A 25,718-nucleotide genomic window follows, 5' to 3' on the forward strand; every position below is an offset into this window, starting at 1 on the left:
CTTTCCGAGACGATCGTTTCGTCGCAGCTCTGCGCATTTTTATGGCGCGCGTTCAACGGATTGGGGCGCGGCTGGCCGCCCTCCCGCTAACCAGCCAGAACGCACGAAAAAGCCCGCTCCAGTACATCCGTGGAGCGGGCCATCTTCGCTAGGAAAGGTCTGAGGCGCAGGGGTACGCCGTCAGAAACACTCTACCTCAGAGATGATGAACAAAAGCTTAGCTAAGTCTTTGTCCTTTCGGTCATTGTCTATGACTGGGCCGTTGGCCCTCTCACTCGGCAGCAGCGATCAAGCTGTCATCATTGTCGGCAAGCGGATGCGCAAGGCGGGAAACCATTTCCTTCGGGCAGATCTGCCAGAAGTGCGGCAGATTGCGCTCCCAGTCCTGCATAAGCCCCTTGGCCCACGCGCTGTCCGTCCGCGCGATATGCTCCTCGATCAGGTCACGCAGCACGCCCTCCCAGTGCGCGCTCGACACGCGCTGCCAGAGGATGCTCTCGGGATTGGCCCGGGTGGGGAACTGACCCTGCTCATCGAACACAAAGGCCATGCCACCAGTCATGCCCGCGCCGAAATTCGCGCCGACGCTGCCCAGAATGACTGCGACACCGCCAGTCATATATTCAAGGCCGTTCGCGCCACACCCTTCGACCACAACTTGGGCACCCGAGTTACGCACGGCGAAGCGTTCGCCAGCCTGCCCTGCGGCAAACAGCTTGCCTGCGGTTGCGCCGTAGAGAACGGTGTTGCCAACGATCGTGTTGTTCTGGCTTTCGAGCGGGCTTGAAACCATCGGCCGCACTGCGACGATGCCTCCGGACAGTCCTTTGCCGACATAGTCGTTCGCGTCGCCAAAAACCTCCAGCGTCACGCCCTTGCACAGGAAGGCGCCAAGCGACTGGCCGGCCGTACCGCGCAGGCGGACATGGATATGCCCATCTGCCAGGCTCGACATGCCGAACTTGGCGGTAACGAGCGCCGACAGCCGCGTGCCGACAGCGCGGTGGGTGTTCCGCACCGTATAAGTCAGCTGCATCTTCTCACCGCGTTCGAACACGGCCTTGGCATCCGCGATGATCTGCGCGTCCAGACTGTCCGGCACTTCGTTGCGGAAGGTCGGCAGATTGAAGCGGCGCTTGTCGTCCGCCGCGTCCACCTTGGCGAGAATGGGGTTGAGGTCGAGATCGTCGAGATGCTCGGCACCGCGACTGACCTGCTTGAGCAGCTCGGTGCGCCCCACCACTTCATCGAGGCTGCGGAACCCGAGCCGCGCCAGAATTTCGCGCACTTCTTCCGCAATGAAGGTCATGAGATTGATGACCTTTTCCGGAGTGCCGGTGAACTTGGCGCGCAGGCGCTCGTCCTGCACGCACACGCCCACCGGGCAGGTATTGCTGTGGCACTGCCGGACCATGATGCAGCCCATGGCGACAAGGCTGAGCGTACCGATGCCATATTCCTCCGCACCCAGGATCGCCGCGATCACGATATCGCGGCCGGTCTTGAGACCGCCATCCGTGCGCAGCTTCACCTTGTGGCGCAGGCCGTTGAGCGTCAGCACCTGATTGGTCTCAGCGAGACCCATTTCCCAGGGAAGCCCGGCGAACTTGATGCTGGTCTGCGGCGATGCACCCGTGCCGCCGACATGCCCGGAGACAAGAATGACGTCCGCATGCGCCTTGGCAACGCCGGCAGCAACCGTGCCGATACCAGCCTGGCTGACCAGCTTGACGCAGACCCGCGCGCGCGGATTGATCTGCTTCAGATCATAAATGAGCTGCGCCAGATCCTCGATCGAGTAGATGTCGTGATGCGGCGGCGGCGAGATGAGCGTCACGCCCGGCGTCGAGTGGCGCAGGCGCGCGATGAACTCGGTCACCTTAAAGCCGGGAAGCTGGCCACCCTCGCCGGGCTTGGCGCCCTGCGCGACCTTGATCTCGAGCTCCTCGGCCGCGCCGAGATACTCCGCCGTGACGCCGAAGCGGCCTGATGCCACCTGCTTGATGACGCTGTTGGCGTTGTCGCCGTTTTCATAGGGCTTGTAACGGATCTTGTCCTCGCCACCCTCGCCGGAGACGGCCTTGGCGCCGATCCTGTTCATGGCAATGGCCAGCGTTTCATGTGCCTCAGGCGAGAGCGCGCCGAGCGACATACCCGGCGTGACGAAACGCTTGCGGATCTCGGTGATCGCTTCGACCTCGTCGATCGGCACCGGCTGGTTCACATAGTTGAACTCCAGCAGATCGCGCAGGTAAATCGGTGGCAGATCGCGCACGCCGCGCGAGAACTGCACATATGTGGAGTAGCTGTCCGTCGAGACCGCCGTCTGCAGCAAGTGCATGAGCTGGGCGGAATAGGCATGGGCCTCTCCCCCGGCGCGCTGGCGATAGAAGCCGCCGATCGGCAACCGTACCACGGCGCTTTCATAAGCGGCCTGATGCCGCACACACGCGTTGTAGTGCAGCGAGGCATAGCCCTCGCCGGAAATCTTCGACGGCATGCCCGGGAAGAGATCGTTGACGAGCGCGCGTGAGAGGCCAACCGCCTCGAAGTTATAGCCGCCGCGATAGCTGGAAATGACCGCGATGCCCATCTTGCTCATGATCTTGAGCAGACCCTCGTTCACTGCCGTGCGATAACGCGACACGCAAACCTCGAGCGATGGCTCGTTGAAAAGGCCACGGGCGTGACGGTCTGCAATGCACGCTTCCGCCAGATAGGCGTTCACGGTCGTCGCGCCGACACCGATCAGCACCGCGAAATAGTGCGGATCGAGACATTCGGCCGCCCGCACGTTGATCGACGCGTAAGAGCGCAGTCCCTTGCGAACGAGATGCGTGTGGACCGCCGCAGCCGCGAGGACCATCGGCACGCCGATACGATCGCTGCCGACAGTCTCATCGGTCAGGAACAGCTCGGTCTGGCCGGCCCGCACCGCGTTTTCCGCTTCCTCACGGATCCGCGCAATCGCCTGCCGGAGCATTTCGGCACCGCCTTCCGAGGAGAAGGTGCAGTCGATGTCCGCCACTGCCTTGCCGAAATAGCTCCTCAGCCGCGACCAGTCCGCCGATGTGAGAACCGGAGAGTCAAGAACGAGGACGTTGCTGCTCTGGGAAGCCTCGTCCAGAATATTGGCGAGATTGGAGAAGCGTGTCTTCAAACTCATCACATGCCGCTCGCGCAGAGAGTCGATCGGCGGATTGGTGACCTGACTGAAGTTCTGACGGAAGAAGTGGCTGATCGTCCGGGGCTTGTCAGTAATCACCGCAAGCGGGGTGTCATCCCCCATCGAGCCGATCGCTTCCTTGGCGTCCTCCACCATCGGCGCGAGGATGAGCTCCATGTCCTCCAGCGTGAGGTTGGCGGCAATCTGACGGCGCGCCAGCTCGGAGCGATCCCAGAGCGGCTGCGCGTCGGCCTCCGGCTCGGGCAGATCGGCTGCGGTGCGGAAACCGCGCACATAATCGGCGTAGGGGCGCTCGGCCGCGATGCGATCCTTGATCGCACGATCATCGAACACCTCACCCGCATCCAGATCGACAGCAATCATCTGGCCCGGCCCGAGCCGGCCCTTCTTGCGGACAGTTTGCTCCGGCACCACGACCATGCCGGCCTCGGAGCCGACGATGAGCAGATTATCAGCCGTCAGCGTGTAGCGCAGCGGGCGCAGTGCATTGCGATCCATGCCCGCGACGGCCCAACGCCCGTCGGTCATTGCGAGTGCAGCCGGGCCATCCCAGGGCTCCATGACGGAGGCGAGATAATCGTACATGTGGCGGTGAGGCAACGGAACGTCGTTCGCCGCCTGCCAGGCCTCGGGCACAAGCATGAGCTTGGCGGTGGGCGCATCCCGCCCCGCCTTGCACAGCGCCTCGAACACGGCGTCGAGCGCGGCGGTGTCAGACGCTCCCGCCGGGATCACTGGCTTGATGTCCTCGCTATTCTCACCGAAAGCGAGGCTCGCCATCTTGATCTCGTGGCTCTTCATCCAGTTCTTGTTGCCGCGGATCGTGTTGATCTCGCCATTATGAGCAAGATTGCGGAACGGCTGGGCAAGCCACCACTGCGGGAAGGTGTTGGTCGAATAGCGCTGGTGGAAGATCGCCACCCGGCTCTCGAAACGATCGTCGGTGAGATCGGGATAAAAGACCGACAGGCTCTCCGCGAGGAACAGCCCCTTGTAGACGATAGACCGGCAGGACAGTGAGCAGACGTAGAAGTCATTGATCTGCGCGGCCACGACCTTCTTCTCGATGCGCCGGCGCACCAAGTAGAGATCGCGCTCGAACTCCGCCATGTCCTGCTCTTCCGGCAACGGGCCAGCGATGAGGATCTGCTCGATTTCGGGCCGCGTGCGCTGAGCCTTCTCGCCGATCACCGAGACGTCGACCGGCACCTGACGCCAGCCGTAGATGGTGTACCCGGCTTCGATGATTTCCGCCTCGACGATCGTGCGGCAGGTCTCCTGCGCGCTGAGATCGGTACGGGGAAGGAACACCATACCCACAGCCAGCCGGTTCGGCAGCGGCTTATGCCCTGCACCAGCAATCGCATCATCGAAGAAGCGGACAGGCAGATCGACATGAATGCCCGCGCCATCACCGGTCTTGCCGTCAGCATCGACCGCGCCACGGTGCCACACCGCCTTGAGCGCATCGATGGCGCTTTCCACCACCCGTCGAGACGCCTTGCCGTCCGTGGCGGCGACGAGCCCGACACCGCAAGCGTCGCTCTCGAAATCGGGCCGGTACATGCCTTCGCGGGCGATACGCTCGCGCTCGGCGACGTGCTCAGCTTCGCTCATGCCCTCGCTCATGTCGTCGTCCTTCCAATCCCTTGTTCCTGCATCCACGCTGGCGACCCCCATGGGATCGCTCCATCATTCGCGATGCAGTATTACCTCGTCTTCGGTTTCGAGCTGGCCTTCGCCTTCTCGTCGATTGCACGCAGCTTGGCGGCCAGCGCGGGAGCATCCCGCTGCGCGTCCGCCATTGATCGCCGCATCATATTCTGCTGCCATTCGACGACATCCGGATCGGACATGATCGTCTGAGACTGCTCGCCGTAGATTTTGCCAGTCGGCGTCTGGAAGAACTGCTTGATCTCTTCCATCTGCGGCACAGTGAATCGGCGCGCATAGGCGCGCGCGACCGCCTCGACCATGGCCGGCATTTCGCTTTTCGCCAGCGCAGAAGACGCTGTCTGGCGCTGCTCGATGAACTCTTTGACGACGACCTGAACTTCCTCGTTCTGCGCGCCGCCCTGTTGCATGAAGGGACTGCGCGCGATGACGTTCAGAAGCGCACCGTTCACTGCCTGCACGACCTGCCCTACCATCTGATCCCTGCGATCATCCGGGAAAATCATCGCAACCAACTCCTTGGCGGCGGCAAGGCGGTCCGGCTCTGGTTCGGGAGCCGGCACACGTGCAGGCGTGGTGGGCGCAGGCGTGGTGGGCGCAGGCGTGGCAGTCGCCGGCGCTTGCGCCGCGACGCCACCTGCCGGGAGCACGGCCAGCACTCCAAAGAGGCCGGCACACAACAAAGCGGTCCGCCCTGTCATGCCGCCACCTTCACCCCTCCGGCCTGCGCCTTTGCCTTGAGATAGGCCTGCATCCGGTCGGCCACATCGAGTCCGTCCCGAATGGCCCAGACCACAAGGCTGGCACCGCGCACGATATCACCCGCACCAAACACGCCGTCCAGCGATGTCATCATCGTCTTGTGATCGACCCGCAGCGTGCCCCAGCGCGTAACCGATAGATCGGGGTCTCCAAAGAGACGCGGCAATTCCTCAGGATCGAAGCCAAGAGCCTTGATGACGAGGTCGGCAGGCAAGGTCGCTTCGCTGCCCGGATCCGGCTCAGGCGCGCGCCGGCCGGAGGCGTCCGGAGCACCGAGACGCATCTTCGTGATCCGTACACCTGTTACGGCCTCTGTGCCCTCAAATGCGATCGGCGCGGAAAGCCAGACGAACTCGACGCCCTCCTCCTCGGCATTGGCGACTTCGCGCTGAGAACCCGGCATATTCGCACGGTCGCGGCGATAGAGGCACTTAACCGACTTCGCACCCTGGCGGATCGCGGTGCGAACGCAGTCCATCGCGGTATCACCACCACCAACGACGATCACATCCTTGCCTGCCGCGAACAGCGAGCCATCCTCATGCTCGGGCACCGTCTCGCCAAAGCCGGCACGGTTCGAAGCCGTCAGATAGTCCAGCGCCTTCACGACGCCAGGCGCACCAACACCGGGCGCACGGATATCGCGCGCCTTATAGACGCCCGTCGCAATCAGGAGCGCATCATGCTTCTGCCTCAGCTCCGCGATCGTCGCATCATTGCCAACGTCGAACGAGAGATGGAACTGAATGCCGCCGTCTTCCAGGCGCTTGACCCGCCGCATGACGACTTCCTTCTCCAGCTTGAAGCCGGGGATGCCATAGGTCAGCAAACCGCCAGCGCGGTCATGCCGGTCATAGACATGCACCTCATGTCCCGCGGCGCGCAGATACTCCGCCGCTGAGAGCCCGGCCGGCCCGGCACCGATGATACCGACCGACTGACCAGTTGGTGCGCCAGGCGCCAGAGGCTCGACCCAGCCCTGCTCCCACGCCGTGTCCGTGATGAACTTCTCGACGCTGCCAATGGTGACGGCGCCGTGCCCCGAAAACTCGATGACGCAATTGCCTTCGCACAGACGGTCCTGCGGGCAGATGCGGCCGCAGATTTCCGGCATGGTCGACGTTGCGTTGGACAACTCATACGCTTCGCGCAGCCGCCCTTCCGTCGTCAGGCGCAGCCAGTCCGGAATATGGTTGTGAAGCGGGCAATGCGTTGAGCAATAGGGCACGCCACATTGCGAGCACCGCGCGGCCTGCTCTTCCGCGCGAGCGGTTTCGAAGCTCCGGTAGATTTCGCCGAAATCATCCGCCCTGTCCTGCGCGGGGCGCTTGTCCGGATAGGACTGCGTCCGCTGGACGAACTTCAGCATCGGATTGTCGGCCATATTCACTGGGCTCCTGCGTGTCTCCTCGCGCTTTATGACAGGAGCAGGCCAAAGTCACGCAGGAAGCGGCAATTAAGGCAGTATATATGACCTATAAAACCGGTTACTCGTTTCGCTATTGCGATATAGCATCCGATTGCAACGATTTTAATGGCCGCATCGGACCTATCTAAACGAAAGCCAGATCAGAGCGGCCGCGCCAGCGATGATTCGGTATATCGCAAAAGGGCCGAAGCCCCGCCGCGAGACGAGACCGACGAACCACTTGATGACGAAGATGGCGACCAGGAACGAGACGACAAAGCCGACCGCAATGTCGCCCCAGTTTACTGTGCCATTCGACAGCGCCTCCTGGTTCTTCAGCAGTTCCAGCGTGGTTGCCCCCAGCATAGTGGGGACAGCGAGAAAGAAGCTGAACTCGGCGGCAGTCTTGCGCTCCACGCCCAGGCTGAGCGCGCCCATGATCGTGGCACCGGAACGGCTGACACCGGGGATCATGGAAATGCACTGGACCAGGCCGATGCCAATCGCGGTCGTCATCGGCAAGCGATCCACCCCGACACTGCGCGCGGTCGGCACAAGGCGTTCGATTACGAGAATGGCGATGCCGCCGACGATGAGCGCCACTGCGACGATCCGCGGAGACCCCAGCATACCTTCGATCCGGTCATGAAAAGCCAGACCCAATATAACCGAAGGCATCAGCGCAAGCAGCAGATTGCGGAGGAAACGCCAGCTCTCCGATCGGTGCGCGATCAGGCCGACGAACACATCCCAGAAGGTGCGCCAGTAAAGCACAACCACCGCCAGAATGGCGCCGAGCTGGATCACGATGTTGAACGTGGCCCAGCGCGAAGCGTCATAGCCCAGCAACTCGCTCGCCAGAATGAGATGGCCAGTCGACGAGACCGGCAGGAACTCCGTCAGACCCTCCACGATACCGAGGAGAATGACGGTGAGAAGATGACTATCCATGTGCGCGCCGCTTCTCCGCAACGAAATAAGGGAACATCAGAAATCTGAAGAAGGTCAGGCACTCACGCGCGAAGAGAAGCGGCCATGCTTGCGGAAGCGCGAAAGCCAGGCCGGCGCCACCGACGCAAGCGGCGTCGGCTCGATGTCGAGATCCGACAGGCCTTTGGAGCCGGGCGCCACCACATTGTCGGTCTGCAGCATTCGGAACTGGTCAGCGGTGATTGGCGCGCCCGGCGCCCAGCCTGTCAACGTGGCCAGCGCGCAGGCCGCAGCATCAGGCACCGGCACGAACATGGGCGAACGGCCCGTCTCCTGCGCAAGCCAGCTATTGATCTGCGAAAGCGTCAGAATATCCGGCCCGCCAAATTCATACGTCGTCCCGGCATGTGCTCCCGCATCCTCGACGAGGTTCGCGATAGCGCGGGCGACATCCCCCACATGCACTGGCTGGAACTTGACCGCGCCACGGATCACCGGGACGATCGGCAAAGCAGCGATCAGGCCCGCAAACCGGTTCGTGAACTGGTCGTCGCGTCCGAAGATGATAGAGGGGCGCACGATCGTCGCACTGGGGAATGCGCGACGCACTGCCGCCTCCCCTTCGCCCTTCGTGCGGGCATAGATGGCATCGCTCCCGGCATCCGCACCAATTGCAGACATATGGACGAGCACGGGCATGCCTGCGAGCGCAGTCGCTTCCGCAACGTTACGCGCCCCATCGACATGGGCGACCTGCATGGGCCCTTTGAGCAGCCCAACGAGATTGACGACTGCGCTGGCGCCCACGACCGCCGCGGCAACGCTTTCCGGCCGAGCAACATCCGCAGCAACAAATTGCACCTGACCAAGACCGCCCAGCGCCTTCACCTGAAAGGCGCTCCGGGGATCTCGCTGAGCGATCCGCACGCGGTAGCCGCGCTGCAGAAGCTCCTGCGCTACCTGCCTGCCGACGAAACCGCCGCCACCGAAGATCACCACTGGCCCCTGCACTTCTTGCTTGCCGGTCATATGCTGCTCGTCACCTGCCCTTGCCGTTCCGGCATGAGCGGCGCGCGCCTAAAGGCTACGCCGATCATGCGTGCTGCATCGCACACAGGCTCATTGCCTCACCCCGCCCGCAGACACAAGCAAGCGATTGGCATATGCTTCCAGCCAGTGGACGAAACGAGGCCAAGGCAAACGAACCTCAGCTTGGTGATTGACAGCCAAGCCGTGCCCGGCTAGGCGCCGCCACCTACCCGGCGAGCAATGCTCGCCCCGTGCCCAGATGGCGGAATTGGTAGACGCACCAGCTTCAGGTGCTGGCGATCGCAAGGTCGTGGAGGTTCGAGTCCTCTTCTGGGCACCAACAACTCATTTCCCGATGTAGCTAAATAACTCGCCAAAATGGCGGAAAACTGCTAGTTTTCAGCATATCTCGTCGCGGAGTGCGTCTCGATGTGTCTGGGCAGTTCACCGATTCTGTGTACCTTTCTGTGTCCATATTCGCGGGCGAGGTCGTCGCTATGTACACACGCATCTGTTGAGGGGGCACGGTCGTGGCATTGAACGATGTCTCCATCCGCGCTCTGAAGCCTCAGAATCGAAGCTATCTGGTCGCTGACGAGAAAGGGCTATGCATCGAAGTCGCTGTGAGCGGATCGAAGTTGTGGCGCTTTCGCTATCGGTTTGCAGGCAAACCGCGAAAACTCGCACTCGGGCCATATCCCGAGGTGTCGCTTAAAGAGGCTCGCCGACTGCGAGACGAAGCCCGAAGCGCAGTGCGTGATGGGATCGACCCCGGAGTTGAGCGCAAGAATGCCAAGCTGACGGCTCGTTTCAACGCTGCCAACACGTTTGGAGCGGTTGCAGAAGAATATATCGAGCACAAGCTGGTCAGAGAAGGTCGGGCCGCCGTCACCGTCGAAAAGGCGAAATGGCTGCTCCTCCAGATGAAGCCGCTCTGGGACCAGCCCCTTGTCGAAATCAAGCCAGCCGAGGTTTTTGGCGTTCTTCGACGCTTGGAGGGGCAGCGCAAACATGAAACGGCCAAGCGTTGCCGTTCATTCACCAGTCGCGTGTTTCGCTATGCCGCCGCGACGGGGCGAGCAGAAAGCGACCCAGCCGCGATGCTTGCGGGACAATTGATCGCCCCGAAGGTGAAACACCATGCGGCGATCCTAGAGCCTCGCAAACTGGGGGAATTGTTGCGGAGCATTGATGCCTTCGAAGGTGCTCCGATTACTCGGCTGGCCTTGCAGATTGCGCCGCACGTCATGGCGAGGCCGGGTGAGCTGCGACAGGCGACATGGGACGAGTTCGATCTCGATGCCAAGATTTGGCGCATCAAACCTGAGCGAATGAAGATGCGCCGTCCCCATGCAATTCCGCTGTCCGAGCAGGTTCTGGGTTATCTGAGCGAGTTGCAACAGTTCAGCGGGCCGGCGGAAGGATACGTTTTCCCGGCATTTCACACCACGCGCCGCCCGATGAGTGAGAACACGATGAATCAGGCGTTCCGCCGCATGGGTTACACCAGCGACGAAGTGACGGCACACGGCCTGCGAACGACTGCCTCGACCCTTCTCAACGAAAGCGGAAAATGGCATCCTGATGCGATCGAGCGCGCGCTGGCTCACGGGGACAGTGACGCAGTGCGAGGCATCTACAACCGCGGGCACTATTGGGATGATCGCGTAAAGATGATGACGTGGTGGAGTGATTATCTTGATCGCCTTCGGGAAGGCGGTGAGGTCGTCGCGCTTTGGCGTGAACAGCCCACTGCCTAATCAAGTATGAAGGGGGAACGCCTTGGCCGAATTATTCGTTACGGACGACCGCAAATGGGAATTTGTGCGCGATACAGTTGAAGGTCGCCAATCGCCCGCGAGTTGTTCGGTTCAAGATGGCAAGATCGGCTTTCACGCCGCGTCAGTCGGAAAGCGGGCCGAGCCTAACTTGAAGCTATTGAGCCAGATTCTACGCAGTGATGAGCCGCTCCCTGCTGTTGCCCGAGAATGGCTAGCCGATCTCTTTGATCCAGACGCTGAATCTGAATTTCGGGTCAAAGAGCTTTCTCGTCGCGCGAGAGGACCGGGGAAAACAGGCGTCTGCCACAACTGGGATGCCGCCGCATATGCCGAGGCGCGGATGGAGTTGGGTGATCGAGCTGACGATCCGCAGGCTCGCGACCCTCGACCGGACAAATATGCGGATGCCGTGAACACGGCAGCCAGAAAATTCAGCATCCAACCTTCGGCGGTAAAGGCAGCGATCAAGACCCGTCGATCGGCGCAAGCAGCGCATGACGCGATAGAGTGACGCCTCAATTCGCTGATTTATTTGGCCTGCTTCGTTGCTGACTCCTGCATCCCGGTGATTACTACCTCCTGCTGTCCCGCGCGATGTCCGCGTGTTTCAGGAGACAGCAGATGTTGCAGCACGATGGCGCTTTGGCACAGCCCAAGTTTCTGACCCTCGCCCAGTTTGGCGATCGCTATCAGGTCAGCCGTTCCACGATCTACCGCCTTGCGCAAAAAGGCGCCTTCGAAATCATCAAGTTCGGGCGATCGAGCCGTATCGCATTTGATGAAGCGGAGGCATGGGCAGCTTCCCTGCCTGTCATGGGAGGCAGGGCATGATCGGTCACAACATTACTGTCGGCAGCCATCTCATGAGGGCGGGTGTGATGGTGCTCCCCTGTCGTGAGTTGGGCGAGCGCCTCAAAGCGCCATACCTCAATGGGGGATTCAAACAGGCATCCGCAGACGTTCTCGTCGGAGAAGTCTGGGCACGGAAATTCCCTTATGCTGTGTGGGGACTGCCTTGCGCACTGAACAATGTGCTGGTGCTTGATGCCGACCGGCACGGCAATGGTGATGGCGTTGCCAACCTGCTCGCATTGTTCGAACGACATGGGTTCGACTGGCGCGACGTGCCAACGGTCGCCACGCCAAACAACGGTTATCATTTCTACTTCAACCGACCCGCCGGATTGGGTCCGACCAAGGCGCATCTCTGCGAAGCGGTTGACGTGCGCGACAATGGGTATGTGATCGCGCCCGAATGCCAGATGGGCGATGGCCGTTGGTATCGGCTGATAGAGGGAGGTTTGACGCATTTTGCGGAGGCCATTGCCGCGCGCCTCCTTCCCGACCCTCCCGAATGGATGTTGCCGCTGCTCGTCCATCCACCTGCGCCCAAATGGGGAGGCATGAGCCGGTCCATTGCCGTTGATGACGACACTCTGCGGAACCAGATCAAAGGTCTTATCCTTGCCGTTCTGCGCGCCGAAGAGGGCAACCGGAACAAAGTACTGTTCTGGGCGACCTGCCGCCTCGCTGAGATGGTGAGGGATGACCTGCTCACTATCGAAGTCGCAGAAATGCTGCTTGATGAAGCGGGCGCGCGGATAGGTTTGTCGATGCGGGAGACGCGAAACACCGCGATCAGCGGTCTGCGCACGATATTGAGGGGCGATCACGATGCCTGCTAATCGTGCAAATCCCGCTAACCTGACCCGTACTGAGGCCAAGGGCTTGCTGCTAGATGCCGCCGCTGAACAGGCGGAGATTCCCGAAAAGCGTCCCCTGTTTCGAGAACTGCCGCCACCCCCGGTATTTCCAGCCAATGCACTTGGCCCGCTGAAAGCGGCTGCGCTCGCCATCCAGTCCAAAACGCAAGCGCCGATCGAGATTTGTGCGCAGTCCGTCCTCGCCGTCGCCACCCTCGCGGTTCAAGCACATATCGACGTTGAGTTGCCGGGCGGCGGCATCAAGCCTGTCGTGAATATGTTTGTTTCCATTGCCGAAAGCGGGGAGCGCAAAACCAGCGTGGACAAGATTGCGCTCGCTCCCGTGCGGGACATGGAATCGCAATGGAATAGAGCTCACAAGCTTGCCACGGCAGATTACGACAACCGCCTTGTAGCGTGGAAGTCTGCACGGTCAGGCGTGAAGAAGGGGACTGCCGCCGATATGTTGGCCGCGCTGGGCCAAATCGGGTTGGAGCCGGAGGCACCGCCGCACCCGATGCTGATCTGCTCGGACGTGACCCCGGAAGCATTGGTCCTGCATCTGGAGAAAGGCAGGCCGATGGCAGGACTGTTTACCGCCGAAGGCGGAATCCTTGTCGGCGGCGCTGCGTTCACCGACGAGAGCCGGATGCGCACAGCGGCACTGCTTAATAGCCTCTGGGACGGCGAGCCTATCCGACGGCAGCGAGTTGGCACAGGCACGACATTCCTGCCAGGTCGCCGCTGCTGCGCGCATATCATGATGCAGCAGGTCGTCGCGGACAGGCTGCTTGGCGATTCCATGCTAGACGGAATGGGGATGCTTGCGCGGATGCTCATCGTCGCGCCCGAAAGCACGGCGGGCAGTCGGTTGTTCAAACGGGATGCGCCTGAGAATGCCGCGATCCTTCAAGCCTATAGTGACCGGATCGCTGCGCTGCTGAGGATGGAGCCTGCCACGAATGATTTCGACAACCGCGAACTCGCTCCGCGAGTCCTACCGCTGGATGCCGATGCAAGCGCCGAGTGGATCATCTTTCACGATCAATGCGAGACGGCGATCCGAAAGAACGGAGAACTCGTCACCATCAAGCCTTTTGCCGCCAAACTGGCCGAGCACGCTGGGCGGCTTTCGGCAGTTCTGACCGCTTACGCCGATCCGCAAGCGCAGCTTGTTCCCTTGTGGGCGATGAAGTCGGGCATTCAATTGGCGGAGCATTTCGCCATGGAGATGCTGCGGCTGCATGGTGGCGCAAGCATCCCGCTACCGTTGCGCCATGCTCAAAAGCTGCTCGAATGGTGGCAACGGCGCGATGACCCTATCCTGCACCTTGCCAAGATCTACCAATATGGTCCGCCGGACCTACGAACCGCGAAAGCAGCAAAAGAGGCGGTGAAAGCGTTGGTCGATCATGGCTGGGTTGAACGCTTGGAGCCCGGCATGGCGGTAGAGGGTAAGCCTCGGAAGGACGTGTTCCAACTGGTGTTTTGAAGCCATCCCGTGCCAGCGAAGGCTAGTCACGAGAGCATTTTCGGATCGTTAAAGGCGAGCAGGGTGAGCATTTCACCTCCAAGCGCCTTCACCGATTGTTCTGTCACTCGGTATCCACTCGCATCACGTCGGTCGAACCATGCGTCAGCAGCGATAATTTGAGGGCGTGATCGATCGAGGTCGCCGAATAGGACGGCCATCGATGGTGAAGAGGGGTCTAAGTCGGCGCGAGGAAACCAGCGTTCCGGGACTAGTTCGCTCCGCTTGAACCAGCGTCGTCCCGCAGCATTGTGGCAAACCAACATGATCGGCCACGCCGCAATATCTACGCAACGCATCGCCGTTGCGATGCGGCTCGTCGAATACTCGCTGGCAAGGGCATCCAAAGCTTCAAAACTGGGCCGCCGGTGCCCCGCAACGGATGGCTCAAATAAGTAGCGCGGCATCAGCAGGTCGGCTGCAAACCGATCCGCTTGCCTCTCAACTTGATTGGCGACGCCAGGATTCCCGATTTCACTCGCACGGCAAATCGATGAATGACCGCGGTGATGTGTCCAATGCCCCAATTCGTGGGCGATTGAAAAGCGCTTACGGCGCGGATCACCACCCTGTCGGACGGTGATGATAGCCCGATCCTTGTACCCGATGATCCGCGCCTCGCAGCTTTCGAGTTTCCCCTCTCGAACCTTTGCCCCAACCGACCACGCAATGGCCTCAACATCAATCTCAGCCGGTTTCGCGATCCCTAGCGACCGCAGCAATGATTCCGCCGGCCCGCCATGCGTCACGTCGTCGGATTCCCGTCTTCGTCGATTGCACCTAGCTCACGGAGATCGGCCAACACTGAGTCAATCTCAGCATCCGTCAGTCCTTCGCCCTTTCTAGCAGCGATGGTAAGTCGCCCCTTCAACTTTGCATCACCCTTGGCGAAGGTCGCGAGCGCACCGCCGCGCCGATCAGCGCGGATCGGTGAACGCAACACACGTGCAGTCCGATCACGTGCAGCAGCTACCTTCGCAGCGGCCAAGCGCTGACGACCGACGCGCGCCATGCCCGCTTCAATCGCGACTTTAGCTGCACCAGCCTCAGAATCCAGATCGATGCCGTCTGCCGAAAATTCAGCAAGCAACTCTTCATCTGTGAGATTCATCAAATCGTCGGCCAATTCATCGAGAAGTCGGTTGAGCGTGGGATCAGGGGTTTTCTCGCCGCTCACGTGCTCCACCCGTTGGGAAACCTCCGATCGATGGCTCGGCGGATACGGCGACGGATCGTGGCGTAGGCTTTATCGTCGAGATTGTGCTGCATCTTGACCTCCTCTTTCGGTGTCTCTTCCAAATCCGCCCAAATCATCAAAAGTGCATCGTCGTCGTCTGCAAACAACTCTTCGAGCGCCTTGATGCGCTGGGCGGTGTCCTCGGCACGAAGGCTGAGGGCTTCGGCATCCAGTTCAGGTGACGCGATCATGACAACCGGCCTTCCATCGGTGCCGGTCGCGTCGAGCGAAGCGATCGGCTCCGCGTTGGCTGGTGAGGCTCGCATGGCCGATGCGATACTGCGCAAGGCGTTGTAGAGAAACACGACAAAGTCGGTGCCTCGCGGACACTGACGCTTGCCCGTCATCGCCAATTCGACGGCACGCCCGATAAGATCATCAGCCTCGCAACCAAGGCCGAACGCCTTAATCCTTCCCGCCTTACGCAGACGAGCGAGATCAACCTTCGTCAGGCTTTCGATTTGCTGACGAACCTCATCAGGGTCGAGAACGTCGCGCTCCACGTCACTCCTTCATGGCTGCCAAAGAAGGTAGGCTGACTCCTGAACCCTCCTCGGACACGCAGCCAGAAATATTTTTCCCGTGTCCGAGGGATCGGCCCCGACCAGCCTACACCTTTGAGCATCGCTGAAGGTGTTCGGGAGCGGTGTCGCAAGCCGACTTACCCGCAAGCGCGAGAAAGGAGGAACATAGCATGAGTGGCAAGAATCAACACGTCGTCCCGCACGCGGGCGGTTGGGCGGTTCGGGGCGCGGGCAATGAACGCGCTACGTCGGTTCACGAAACCCAAGCGGCCGCGATCGAGGCGGCGCGCAGCATTGCGCGCAATCAAGAGAGCGAACTGCTGATCCACGGCCGTAACGGCCAGATTCGTGAGCGTGACAGCTTCGGCGGCGATCCCTTCCCGCCCCGCGGCTGAACCAATTCCGGGCCGCGCATTATTTGCGCGGCCCAATCACAAAGGAACGACGCAATGGCACGAGGAAAGAGCGGCGGCTCCTACCGCAGCGCGATAAGTGGACGATTCGTGACGGCAAAGCATGGCAAGGCCTCGCCACGGACCACTGTTCATGAGCGTGCTGGCGGTGGCAGCACCGGCGGCACGTATCGGAGCGCAATCAGTGGTCGTTTTGTGACGACCGCCCACGGCAAGCGCAGCCCGAACACTACGATCAAAGATAGTTAAGGCGAGGGCGATCGTTCGCGGTCGCCCTCAACTGTTTAGCAAATTAGCGCGATTAGCAGCCGCGCGCCCGCGACATACGTGGGGCTGTGCTTTATCCAACTGCGCGGTGATTAGCCGCTGTCTCGACTGAACAGGGCTTGCGGATCGACCTTCAATGCCTCGGCAATTCGCACCATGACGAGCAGACTCGGGTTGCGCCGTCCCCTTTCGATGCCGCCCACATAGGTCAGGTCGATACTGGCATCAAAGGCGAGTTGTTCTTGGGTCAGTCCCGCCGACTGGCGCAACCTTCGCACATTCCTCCCAACAATGCCGCGCCAGTCCGCCATCGCCAGAGGAATGGCGATCGGGCATATATTCTCTAGGGAATATAGTCCCTATTAAGTATAAGCGGCTAACGTCCGCCGATCTTCGCAGTTGGAATTAGCCACAAGGGGAACGGCACATGAAATTCATATTTGGCGCGGCCGCGCTTTGCTCGATCATTTCTGCACCGGTTTTCGCGCAGAGTCAGGCGCAGCAGGACCGCATTGATAAAGTCGCCCAATTGGTCGTGACTGCGCCCATATGCCAGCGCCTAGGGATGACGGTTGACCCCGCAATCGGCACAAAGGTCGAAGCCGCATTCCAAGCTGAAACGGCCACGTGGCAGGTAGCGCCTGCAATCGTTGATGCCCTGAAACTTGCCTCGCTTCGCAGGCAGAACGCAATGCTCCGGGTGGACCTCGATACGGCATCGAGCAACGCAAGGACGGACGAGCAGCTTCGCGGCCTTCGTGCGATCGTCATGGGTTATGGCCGTACCTGTATGGAAGCCATCCGCGACCCGATCTTCTCACAGGTCATCACCGTCCCCGCCGGATATGACCTGAACAACGCCGTTACCGCATTTTCCGATAGCATGTTGGAAGCCGGTGGGCTGGCAAGCTGGCAGACCCCTGCAATTCAGGCGCGGGGCGACATGATGATGCTTGCAGGCACGTGTCGGGCGCAGATCGGCGCGGCACGCTCGGATGCATTGGTGAGCCAGTTTGGTCAGACCGACGATGCACGAGTACGCGGCTATTACCGCCGGTCATTCGACGAGGGATTGGCCGACACCGACCTCAATTTCACGCTAGCCCAATGCAATCGTGCCATCACCAATCAGCGGAACGATATAGCGGCGGCTGGGCGCTGATTACCTTAAACCACGTTATCCAGCGCCACAGCGCCCCTGTGAGGGCGGTCACTTGCTGAGGTGCCCCTATCGCCCGCGAACGCAAATCGCTGTCATATGCGGCGTTTGCGTGAAGAATTGGGGCGGATAACGCGCCGTCCTTTCGATCGACATGGATCGGGCAAGCATATGTGGTTGGCACGTAAAACAACTTAAAACATGGGTCGTTCATCGGCTTTCGCGTTCTTGCCCTTTTCCTCGCCGTATCGCCCCGGATTCTTCGTTTTCATGCGCCGTGGGCACGTTGACGCGGGGCGAAGGGCGATTTCCCCGTGAATAGCGCGTCCGCGCCCCTGCCCCCGCAAAATTCGCTTCATGCTGTTCCAAATCATCAACCCTTCGGTCTAAGAAGAGGCTCAACTGTTTCGGAATGCTCGAAACATCACGGTGATTTGGATTTCAGTGGGGGCTTATGGCGGGGAGTGATGGCGCAGGCGCATCGGTTTACAAGCACGGCGACGAAGCCGTGCAGCGGCCCGATGTTGGCGTGGAGGCGCAGTTCTCGAACAAGAAGGCTCCCAAGACCTACCGCTATGATTCCAGCCTGTCGCCCGAACTGGCGTGGGATGAAAGCGCGGAGCGCGCCTATGCGGAATGGCTGCTCGGGCTGATCGCCACGGCGGCGGAGCAGGGCGAGGCGACCGTCTTTGCCCAGCCGCAGGTGTGGCAGGGAACCGAAGAAAAATTCACCTCACTGTCGCAGTGCGTCGCCCGCTTGCAGAGCCTGACCAAGCCTTTCCTCAATTGGGCTGGCAAGGCCGAGCGCCAGCAGATCACCGTACCCACGCTGCCGCTGTTCGTGCATGAGCGGCATTCGACCCAGGCCATCCTTGATACGCTGAAATCTCATAAGGCGAAGGGGACCAACCTTGATCTGTTCGGGGACATTGACCTCGACATTGCCGACAAGCTGGATGCCTATGAACACAAGGGACCGTGGACTAACCGCCTGATCCTTGGCGATTCCATGCAGGTGATGAACTCCTTGCTCGAATATGAGGGCATGGGCGGTCAGGTGCAGATGATCTATTTCGACCCGCCTTATGGGGTGAAATTCGGCTCGAACTTCCAGCCATTCGTGCGGAAAAATAGTGTGAGCCACGGTTCAGATGGCGACATGATCCGTGAGCCCGAAATGGTGAAGGCGTATCGTGATACATGGGAGCTAGGCCTTCATTCGTATCTCACATATCTTCGTGACAGGCTCTTGTTGGCGAAAGACCTTCTTTCGGAAAGCGGTTCGATCTTCCTCCAGATTTCGGATGATAATCTGCATCACGTCCGAGAAGTAATGGATGAGGTTTTTGGGTCTGAGAACTTCATTTCGATAATCTTTTTCCAAACCACATCGGGGTTTGAGACAAAAACTATCGCGTCATTGGGCGACTACCTGCTTTGGTATGCCAAGGACGTTGAGCAGGTTAAAGTGAACAAACTTTTCCGCGATCAAGTCATAGTGCCGGGCGAAGGTAATGCCGAAAAAATCCTCCTGCCGGATGGTACATATCGGGGCGTGAAAGCGACAGAAGCGCGCGGCGAAGAGCCAATTCCGGAAGGGGCGCGGTTTTATGTTGCCGGAGATTTGCAGTCCGACGGCGCAGCGTCCGAGCCGCAGCCCTTTGAATACCTTGGCAAGACATACAAGCCGAGCGCGGGTAAGCATTGGAAAGCCAATTATCCCACCGGGATGCAGCGTCTTGCAGACGCGGGCAGGATCCACGTTTCTAAAAACTCGATACGCTATCGGCGCTTCGCCGACGACTTCCCATTCCAGCAGCTTGGGAATATTTGGACCGATACAGTCACAGGCGTCTTTACGGATAAGAAACTTTACGTCGTTCGCACCAATCCAAAGGTCATTGAACGCTGTTTGCTCATGACGACGGAGCCGGGCGATCTGGTCTTTGATCCTACTTGCGGCGGTGGGACGACCGCATTCGCAGCCGAAGGCTTGGGACGCCGGTGGATAACGGCGGACACATCGCGCGTTCCTCTCGCTTTGACTCGTCAGCGGCTTCTGACCAGTACGTTCGACTGGTACAAATTGAAGAATCCAGCACAGGGACCGGCTGGCGGCTTCGTCTATGAGCGAAAGCAGAACAACAAGGGTGAGGAGATTGGTGGTCTGGTACCAAGAACCAAACTCGAGAATATCGCCAACGACGAGACGCCAGCTTTAGAGACCATTCTTGATCGGGCGGAAGTCAACAATAGCGTCACTCGTGTCTGCGGCCCGTTCACTGTCGAGGCGACAATTCAGGCCGCGATGAGCATGGACGGCGATGCCCCGCAGCAGGCGTCCCAGCCGCAATCTAGCAGTCCGCGCGCCTATCTCGATCGCATGATTGAAGTGCTGCGGCAGAGCAAGACGTTGCGCTTGCCCGGCAACGTCACGCTTGAACTCGAAACGGTCAGCCCGCTTGCTGACCGTGAATTTCTTCACGCCGAAGGGATCGCCCGCAACGGCACGGAGAAGCGGATCGCCTTCGTGTTCGGCCCGGAGGACGGGGCGATCGGCTCCGAATATGTGTTCAATGCTCATACCGAGGCGTTGCAGCAAGGATACAGCCAGCTTTTCCTGTTCGGCTTCGCCATTCAGGCGAAGGCGCGCGAAATGCTAGAAAAGCTGAAAATGCCGACAACCTATGTCGCGGTTGCGCCGGACGTGGTGATGTCCGATCTGCTCAAGACCACCAAATCGAGTGAGATTTTTTCCATCACCGGCCTGCCCGATGTGGACGTTGTCGCGGCGGGGCAGAAGGACGGCGAACCGCTCTACCGCGTCGTCATCAAGGGGTTGGACATTTTCCGGCCCGACACAATGGAAACGGACGAGATTAAGGGGGAGAACCTGCCCTGCTGGATGCTCGATACCAATTACAACGGCATGGCCTTCTTCGCCTCGCAGGTGTTCTTCCCGAAGACCAGCGCGTGGGATAACCTGCAAAAGTCCCTAAAAGGGCAGTTTGCCGATAGTGTCTGGGAACACCTTGCAGGCACGGAGAGCGAGCCCTTCGCGGCTGGAGACAAGCAGCGCATCGCCGTCAAGGCGATCGACGAGCGGGGCAATGAGTTGATGGTCGTCCGCACGATCGGAGGCGCGAGCTGATGCCCGCTGCCCAGCCGCAGGAGGGGCCTGCAACGGTCGCGGAAGTCGAATCTCCGATCATCAATTCGCCATTTGTCGAGCCGCAATGCCATTGGCAGATCGAGCGCGGCAAGCCGCCGGTAAAGGCCGACGGTCGTCGCCGTGCCAGCTATTTCTATCGGGTTCCCGAACACGCGGGCCGGGGGCGGCGTGGCCGCGCCGAAGCCGATCTCTTCGAGGATGCGAAGGGCGAAGAGGTCGAACTTCAGATCGTCAACCTCATCCGCGAGCGGGTGAAGGAATGGCGCGAAGGCACACGATCGGGCGGCATTGCATATGATGGCGCATCCGCAGTCACCAAGGAATTGCTCGACCTGTGGCGCAGTGAAGAACGGATGCAGCGCCTGTTCTTCGCGCAGATCGAAGCTGCGGAAACGATCATCTTCCTGAGCGAAGCTGCGGACATTTACGGCAAGGGCATCCCCGATGTGCCCAAGGACGAACCGGGAGTTGAGGCGAAAGCTGCCGGGGTTCGCGCATTCCTTCGCTACGCCTGCAAGATGGCGACGGGATCGGGCAAAACGACGGTCATGGGGATGCTGTCGGCATGGTCGATCCTCAACCGCGTTGCCTCGCCCCGTGATGATCGCTTTTCCGATACCGTGCTGGTTGTCTGCCCGAACGTCACCATCCGCGAACGCCTACAAGAACTCGACCCCGCGCTTGGCGACGTAAGCCTCTATCGAACCCGCCAGCTTGTGCCCCCGCACCGCATGGAAGAATTGCGGCGCGGCGAAGTGATGATCGCCAATTGGCATCGCCTCGCAAAGAAGGAGACGAACAGCGTCAACGGCGATTCCGCCAAGGTCGTCAAGACGGGCGAGCCGGTGCAGGTCGTCAAGAATGCGGGCAAAGCGAACGAGAGTGTCGAAACCAAGTACTTCGAATCCGATGCCGCTTGGTTCAAGCGCATTCGCCGCGAACTCGGCTCGGGGAAAGGCCGCAGTTCACGCTGGCTGATCTTCAACGATGAAGCGCATCACGCCTATCGGCGCGGCGACACTGACGAAGATGCTCAAACGCTGGATGACGACAAGGAGCTTGCAAAAAAGAACGCGCGCGAAGCGACGATCTGGATTGAGGGACTGGACCGCATCAATAAGCTGGCGGCTGGGAGCAACCGGCGCGGCATCAACCTTTGCGTCGATCTGTCTGCCACCCCGTTCTACATTCAGGGTTCCGGCAATGAGGTCGGCCAGCCGTTCCCGTGGGTCGTTTCTGACTTCGGCCTGCTCGATGCGATCGAGTCCGGCTTGGTCAAGATTCCGCAGTTGCCATCGCGCGATGTAAGCGGCGCGGACGAGGCGGCCTATTTTAACATTTGGCGCTGGGTTCAGGCGAAGGCGAAGGAGGACGGCTTCGGCACGACCCTGACCCCAGAAATCGTGATGAACTACGCCAGCGCGCCCATCAATCTGCTCGCGGCAGAGTGGCATCGGGATTTCGTGCAGTGGGAGCAGACCAGCAAGGAGCAGCACAAGCATCCCGTGCCCCCGGTGTTCATCGTGGTCTGCCGCGATACCGCCGTGGCCAAGGAAGTGCACTCGTGGCTGGCGAACGGCAACGATAGCTATGGCGTCGCGCCCGAATGGTTCCGCAACACACCTGGGCAAGAGGTGACTGTCCGCATCGACTCCAAGGTGGTCGAGGACATTGAAGAGGGTGGCACCAAGGACGAAACCCGTCGCTTGCGCTTCATCCTCGACACGGTCGGCAAGGCTGAATGGCCGGGCGTCAAGGTGCCCGAAGAGTGGTCGGAACTCGTCCGCAAGCACAACGACAAGGTCGCCAGCGAGGACAACGACGGCTCGCTCAAGTGGATCGACGAGCGGATTCCGCCGGGCCGCGATGTTCGCTGCATCGTGTCGGTCGCCATGCTTGCAGAAGGTTGGGACGCGAACACGGTCACGCACATCATCGGCTTGCGCCCCTTCGGCTCGCAGTTGCTTTGCGAGCAGGTTGTCGGACGCGCGCTGCGCCGCAAAAGCTATGCGCTCGACGAAGAGACGCAGACGTTTGCCGAGGAAACGGCGAAGGTCTTTGGCGTCCCGTTCGAACTGATCCCGTTCAAGGTTTCCCCTCCCGGCCCAACGCCGCCGCAGCCAGAGCCGAACCACATCTATTCAGTGCCGGAAAAGGCAGCGTTCGAAATCACTTTCCCGGTCGTCACGGGCTATCACCAGTCCGGGCAATTCGATGTGTTTGTGGATTGGGATCAGGTGGCGAAAGTCACGATCGACCCGATGAAGATACCGCAGATCGTCGAACTCACGCCGCTCACCAGCCCGGATGGCGCGTTGGCGGCTTTCGGACCGGGCGAAAAGCCCGTCCTGTCGTTGAAGGAGTGGCGGGCGCTTTTCCGTGAGCAGCAGGTTGCGTTCCGGCTAGCCAAGGAAATCTGTTCAAGATGGGCTGCCGACAATGGTGCAGCGGCAGTGCCCATGCAGGTGCTGTTCCCCAAGGTCGCGTTTGCGGCCAAGCGCTTCCTTGCTGAGAAGTTGGACCGCAAGGGCGGAAGCCAGCCATGTGATGTGCTGCTTGTTGGCGAGTATATGCAGGCGGCAGTCGGCTCCCTGCTTGAAGCGATCAAAAAGGGCGCGTCCACGTCAGATGCTGAGGTCGCCGTTGTGCCTCAAGGTGCCGCTGGGCGCGGCAGTACGCTCTTTGTCGATTTCCACACGACCAAGCCGATCTACCCAGTCAACAACTGCCACCTGAATGCGATGGTCGCCGATACGAAGAAGTGGGAGCAAAGTGCTGCCTTCCTGCTTGATAGCCACCCCGGAGTCGTCCGCTGGGTCAAAAACGATCGGTTGGGTTTCTTCATCCCCTATCGAAATCGCGGTGTCCCTGCCCGCTATATTCCTGACTTCATCGCCATGACCGACAAGGGCTTGAAGGTGATCGTCGAGATCAAGGGGCAGGTGACGGACAGCGCTGATGCCAAAGCGAAGGCTGCGGAGCGTTGGGCGGCTGCGGTCAATCGCCTCGGCCAGTACGGCGGGTGGCATTATCTGATGGTGACCGATCCGGGGCGCATGGCCGAAGAGATCAATCCATTCGCCACTGCTCAATGGAGTGAAGGGCCGTTCACGCTGACTTCCCCGGCGGGGTGATTGGAACAATTGCGAAGCAAACGCCGCGCGGCTTCCCAAGCGCAAGCAGCAAGGCGCACCCAACCATGCGCTAGCAGTACAATATCAACGAGGGACAGATGGACGACCCAATCCTCAACTCTTACCTAAAAGAATTCTCCGCGGAATTCGGTCTTTCCGGCCTGAAGGAATCGGAGATTTTTGAGTACTTTTCAGCATATTGTGTAATGCACAGAGATTTCTCTGAGCATACCGAACTATCCGATACCGTCATAGCTGGCGGGCAGGATACCGGTATCGACTGTGCAGCTATATTTCTGAACGATGTCCATGTAACTTCTCCGGCCCAAGTGACCGATATTTCGTCCCGGCAGAGGATTAATGCCGACTTTTGTTTTATTCAGTCTAAAACTTCAAAGTCTCTGAACGCAGCGGAAATCGGGAGTTTCTTACAAGGAGTTAAAGAGTTTTTTGGCGCGCGATATATGCCAGCGAACGACTCGGTCTCAGATAAGCGCGATCTTTCGGATTCGGTGTTCGCAATTAGCGTCAAATTCAGGGCGAAACCCCAACTCCATCTTTACTACTGTTACGCCGGAAATTTCCAAGGTGACCCGGTCGTCACGGCGCGTGTCCAGGCGGGAGTGAACGAGATTAAGGCCTACGGGCTGTTCTCTGATATAAGTTTTAACTTCATTGACTCTGACAAGCTTCAGGAGCGCTATCAAGAAGTAAATTTGCGGATAGAAAGAGAAATTCAGATGAATGAATTTGCTTCACTTCCGCATATAACTGGAATTCGGCAGGCGTATTTAGGGATTCTACCTTGCAAAGAGCTCGTAAAACTTCTCTCTAATTCGGATGACAAGTTGCACAAGGCCCTATTCAACGAGAATGTCAGGGATTTTTTGAGTCGAAATCCTGTTAATGATGACATTGCTTCAACTATAAACTCTCCAGATCAGCAGAGCAGACTTGCTGCACTGAATAATGGCATTACCATTGTAGCTAAAAACGTATCACTCGTAGGAAAGAAATTCACACTAGCGGATTTTCAAATAGTCAACGGTTGCCAAACTAGTCACATCATTTTTGCAAATCGCGAGAATCTTCACGATGATACCGCCGTACCGGTGAAAATCATAGAAGTCGAAGACCGCGACATCGTGAATGACATCGTGCGAGCCACCAACAGACAAACTGAAGTCAAGGACGAGGCATTCGTCGTCCTAAGCGATTTTCACAAGAAGCTTGAGCGGTTTTTTCTAAGTATAGATGATGTGCCGGATAGCAGGGTCGTTTATGAACGCAGGAAGCGGCAGTACTCAGACACGCCGTACACTGTTCAGAATATAGTAACTCTTACAAGCTTGACTTACTCATTCGTAAGCTGCATTCTCGAGGAGCCGGTAGACGCCAACGACTATTACGGCGTCCTGCTCAGGAAGTACGAGAGTAGGATGTATTTGGAGGCGCATTCGATGTGGCCATATCTTCTTTCTTCTAAGATTTTGAAGGAGGTCGAAAAGCTCTGTACAGGCGCTGCGAGAAAGAGCTTGTGGAAGTTCCGATTTATTATTGCGATGCTGGTGCGCAGAAGCTTTGGGCCATGTCCGCCGCTCAACAGCGATGGCGCGCAAAGGAAATACGCGATGGAGGCGCTTAAGGTCATAAACGACTCGGCGAAATTCCTTGAAGTGGTAAAAAATGTCGAGAAGCGCCTTGCAGATGCCGTGAATCAACAAGAGGCAGGCTTTGACGTGAGAAATGCACATCAAGACAGAAAGTTTGTTTCGAGCTTGGCTTAACTGGCTTCGAGCAGATTACC

General features: G+C 59.5%; 19 protein-coding genes and 1 tRNA gene. 11 read left to right on the forward strand and 9 right to left on the reverse strand.

Going from position 1 to position 25,718, the window contains the following annotated elements:
• Nucleotides 1-271 precede the first annotated feature (271 nt).
• The 5 genes from gltB to ACNAOH_RS03030 all read right to left on the reverse strand — a co-directional run bounded on the left by gltB (nucleotide 272) and on the right by ACNAOH_RS03030 (nucleotide 8,990).
• Complete coding sequence (gene gltB, locus ACNAOH_RS03010; RefSeq protein WP_443972032.1) at nucleotides 272-4,804, reverse strand: glutamate synthase large subunit; 4,533 nt, start codon at nucleotides 4,802-4,804, stop codon at nucleotides 272-274.
• 92 nt (nucleotides 4,805-4,896) lie between these two features.
• Nucleotides 4,897-5,562 (reverse strand): DUF2059 domain-containing protein, encoded by a 666-nt coding sequence (locus ACNAOH_RS03015; RefSeq protein ID WP_443971297.1) that lies wholly within the window; start codon nucleotides 5,560-5,562, stop codon nucleotides 4,897-4,899.
• Nucleotides 5,559-7,007 carry an NAD(P)-dependent oxidoreductase gene (locus ACNAOH_RS03020; protein ID WP_443971298.1) on the reverse strand — a complete coding sequence of 483 codons (1,449 nt, stop codon included), beginning with the start codon at nucleotides 7,005-7,007 and terminating at the stop codon, nucleotides 5,559-5,561. Before ACNAOH_RS03020 ends, ACNAOH_RS03015 begins: the two co-directional genes overlap by 4 nt.
• A gap of 165 nt (nucleotides 7,008-7,172) precedes the next feature.
• A complete protein-coding gene (locus ACNAOH_RS03025; protein ID WP_443971299.1) occupies nucleotides 7,173-7,982 on the reverse strand; it encodes an undecaprenyl-diphosphate phosphatase in 810 nt (269 codons plus the stop codon).
• Nucleotides 7,983-8,036: 54 nt separating this feature from the next.
• Nucleotides 8,037-8,990 (reverse strand): complex I NDUFA9 subunit family protein, encoded by a 954-nt coding sequence (locus ACNAOH_RS03030; protein ID WP_443971300.1) that lies wholly within the window; start codon nucleotides 8,988-8,990, stop codon nucleotides 8,037-8,039.
• 253 nt (nucleotides 8,991-9,243) lie between these two features.
• Here ACNAOH_RS03030 and ACNAOH_RS03035 point away from each other — a divergent pair.
• From ACNAOH_RS03035 to ACNAOH_RS03060, 6 genes are all read left to right on the forward strand, one after another.
• Nucleotides 9,244-9,330 (forward strand) — tRNA-Leu (locus ACNAOH_RS03035).
• Nucleotides 9,331-9,520: 190 nt separating this feature from the next.
• Complete coding sequence (locus ACNAOH_RS03040) at nucleotides 9,521-10,750, forward strand: tyrosine-type recombinase/integrase (RefSeq protein WP_443971301.1); 1,230 nt, start codon at nucleotides 9,521-9,523, stop codon at nucleotides 10,748-10,750.
• Between the two features lie 22 nt (nucleotides 10,751-10,772).
• Nucleotides 10,773-11,282 (forward strand): hypothetical protein, encoded by a 510-nt coding sequence (locus ACNAOH_RS03045; RefSeq protein ID WP_443971302.1) that lies wholly within the window; start codon nucleotides 10,773-10,775, stop codon nucleotides 11,280-11,282.
• 110 nt (nucleotides 11,283-11,392) lie between these two features.
• Entirely contained in the window at nucleotides 11,393-11,602 is a 210-nt protein-coding gene (locus ACNAOH_RS03050; protein ID WP_443971303.1) for a helix-turn-helix transcriptional regulator, read from the forward strand.
• Nucleotides 11,599-12,456, forward strand: a complete 858-nt coding sequence (locus ACNAOH_RS03055) for a bifunctional DNA primase/polymerase (RefSeq protein WP_443971304.1) — start codon at nucleotides 11,599-11,601, stop codon at nucleotides 12,454-12,456. Before ACNAOH_RS03050 ends, ACNAOH_RS03055 begins: the two co-directional genes overlap by 4 nt.
• Nucleotides 12,446-13,966 carry a YfjI family protein gene (locus tag ACNAOH_RS03060; protein WP_443971305.1) on the forward strand — a complete coding sequence of 507 codons (1,521 nt, stop codon included), beginning with the start codon at nucleotides 12,446-12,448 and terminating at the stop codon, nucleotides 13,964-13,966. Before ACNAOH_RS03055 ends, ACNAOH_RS03060 begins: the two co-directional genes overlap by 11 nt.
• A 26-nt stretch (nucleotides 13,967-13,992) precedes the next feature.
• Here the strand turns inward: ACNAOH_RS03060 and ACNAOH_RS03065 are convergent, their stop codons facing one another.
• Genes ACNAOH_RS03065 through ACNAOH_RS03075 form a run of 3 tightly spaced genes read right to left on the reverse strand, consistent with a single transcriptional unit; the run spans nucleotide 13,993 to nucleotide 15,745 of the window.
• Nucleotides 13,993-14,754: an ImmA/IrrE family metallo-endopeptidase gene (locus ACNAOH_RS03065; protein WP_443971306.1), complete on the reverse strand. Its 762-nt coding sequence runs from the start codon at nucleotides 14,752-14,754 to the stop codon at nucleotides 13,993-13,995.
• Nucleotides 14,751-15,182 carry a hypothetical protein gene (locus ACNAOH_RS03070; protein WP_443971307.1) on the reverse strand — a complete coding sequence of 144 codons (432 nt, stop codon included), beginning with the start codon at nucleotides 15,180-15,182 and terminating at the stop codon, nucleotides 14,751-14,753. The genes ACNAOH_RS03065 and ACNAOH_RS03070 overlap by 4 nt, the downstream gene beginning before the upstream one ends.
• Entirely contained in the window at nucleotides 15,179-15,745 is a 567-nt protein-coding gene (locus ACNAOH_RS03075) for a hypothetical protein (protein ID WP_443971308.1), read from the reverse strand. Before ACNAOH_RS03075 ends, ACNAOH_RS03070 begins: the two co-directional genes overlap by 4 nt.
• A gap of 191 nt (nucleotides 15,746-15,936) precedes the next feature.
• Between ACNAOH_RS03075 and ACNAOH_RS03080 the strand changes: the two genes are divergently transcribed.
• Nucleotides 15,937-16,161, forward strand: coding sequence for a DUF2188 domain-containing protein (locus ACNAOH_RS03080; RefSeq protein ID WP_443971309.1), 225 nt, complete (start codon nucleotides 15,937-15,939; stop codon nucleotides 16,159-16,161).
• A 377-nt stretch (nucleotides 16,162-16,538) separates the two neighbouring features.
• Here ACNAOH_RS03080 and ACNAOH_RS03085 read toward each other — a convergent pair whose 3' ends face one another.
• Nucleotides 16,539-16,757 (reverse strand): helix-turn-helix domain-containing protein, encoded by a 219-nt coding sequence (locus ACNAOH_RS03085; protein ID WP_443971310.1) that lies wholly within the window; start codon nucleotides 16,755-16,757, stop codon nucleotides 16,539-16,541.
• A gap of 116 nt (nucleotides 16,758-16,873) precedes the next feature.
• Between ACNAOH_RS03085 and ACNAOH_RS03090 the strand changes: the two genes are divergently transcribed.
• The 4 genes from ACNAOH_RS03090 to ACNAOH_RS03105 all read left to right on the forward strand — a co-directional run bounded on the left by ACNAOH_RS03090 (nucleotide 16,874) and on the right by ACNAOH_RS03105 (nucleotide 25,698).
• On the forward strand, nucleotides 16,874-17,608 hold the full coding sequence (locus ACNAOH_RS03090) for a hypothetical protein (protein WP_443971311.1): 735 nt from the start codon (nucleotides 16,874-16,876) through the stop codon (nucleotides 17,606-17,608).
• Nucleotides 17,609-18,059: 451 nt separating this feature from the next.
• Nucleotides 18,060-20,756 (forward strand): site-specific DNA-methyltransferase, encoded by a 2,697-nt coding sequence (locus ACNAOH_RS03095; RefSeq protein WP_443971312.1) that lies wholly within the window; start codon nucleotides 18,060-18,062, stop codon nucleotides 20,754-20,756.
• Complete coding sequence (locus ACNAOH_RS03100; RefSeq protein WP_443971313.1) at nucleotides 20,756-23,911, forward strand: BPTD_3080 family restriction endonuclease; 3,156 nt, start codon at nucleotides 20,756-20,758, stop codon at nucleotides 23,909-23,911. The genes ACNAOH_RS03095 and ACNAOH_RS03100 overlap by 1 nt, the downstream gene beginning before the upstream one ends.
• 98 nt (nucleotides 23,912-24,009) lie before the next feature.
• Nucleotides 24,010-25,698 (forward strand): AIPR family protein, encoded by a 1,689-nt coding sequence (locus ACNAOH_RS03105; RefSeq protein ID WP_443971314.1) that lies wholly within the window; start codon nucleotides 24,010-24,012, stop codon nucleotides 25,696-25,698.
• Nucleotides 25,699-25,718 lie beyond the last annotated feature (20 nt).

The sequence above is a fragment of the Sphingobium sp. CR28 genome (genome assembly GCF_052327305.1).
Lineage (GTDB): Bacteria > Pseudomonadota > Alphaproteobacteria > Sphingomonadales > Sphingomonadaceae > Sphingobium.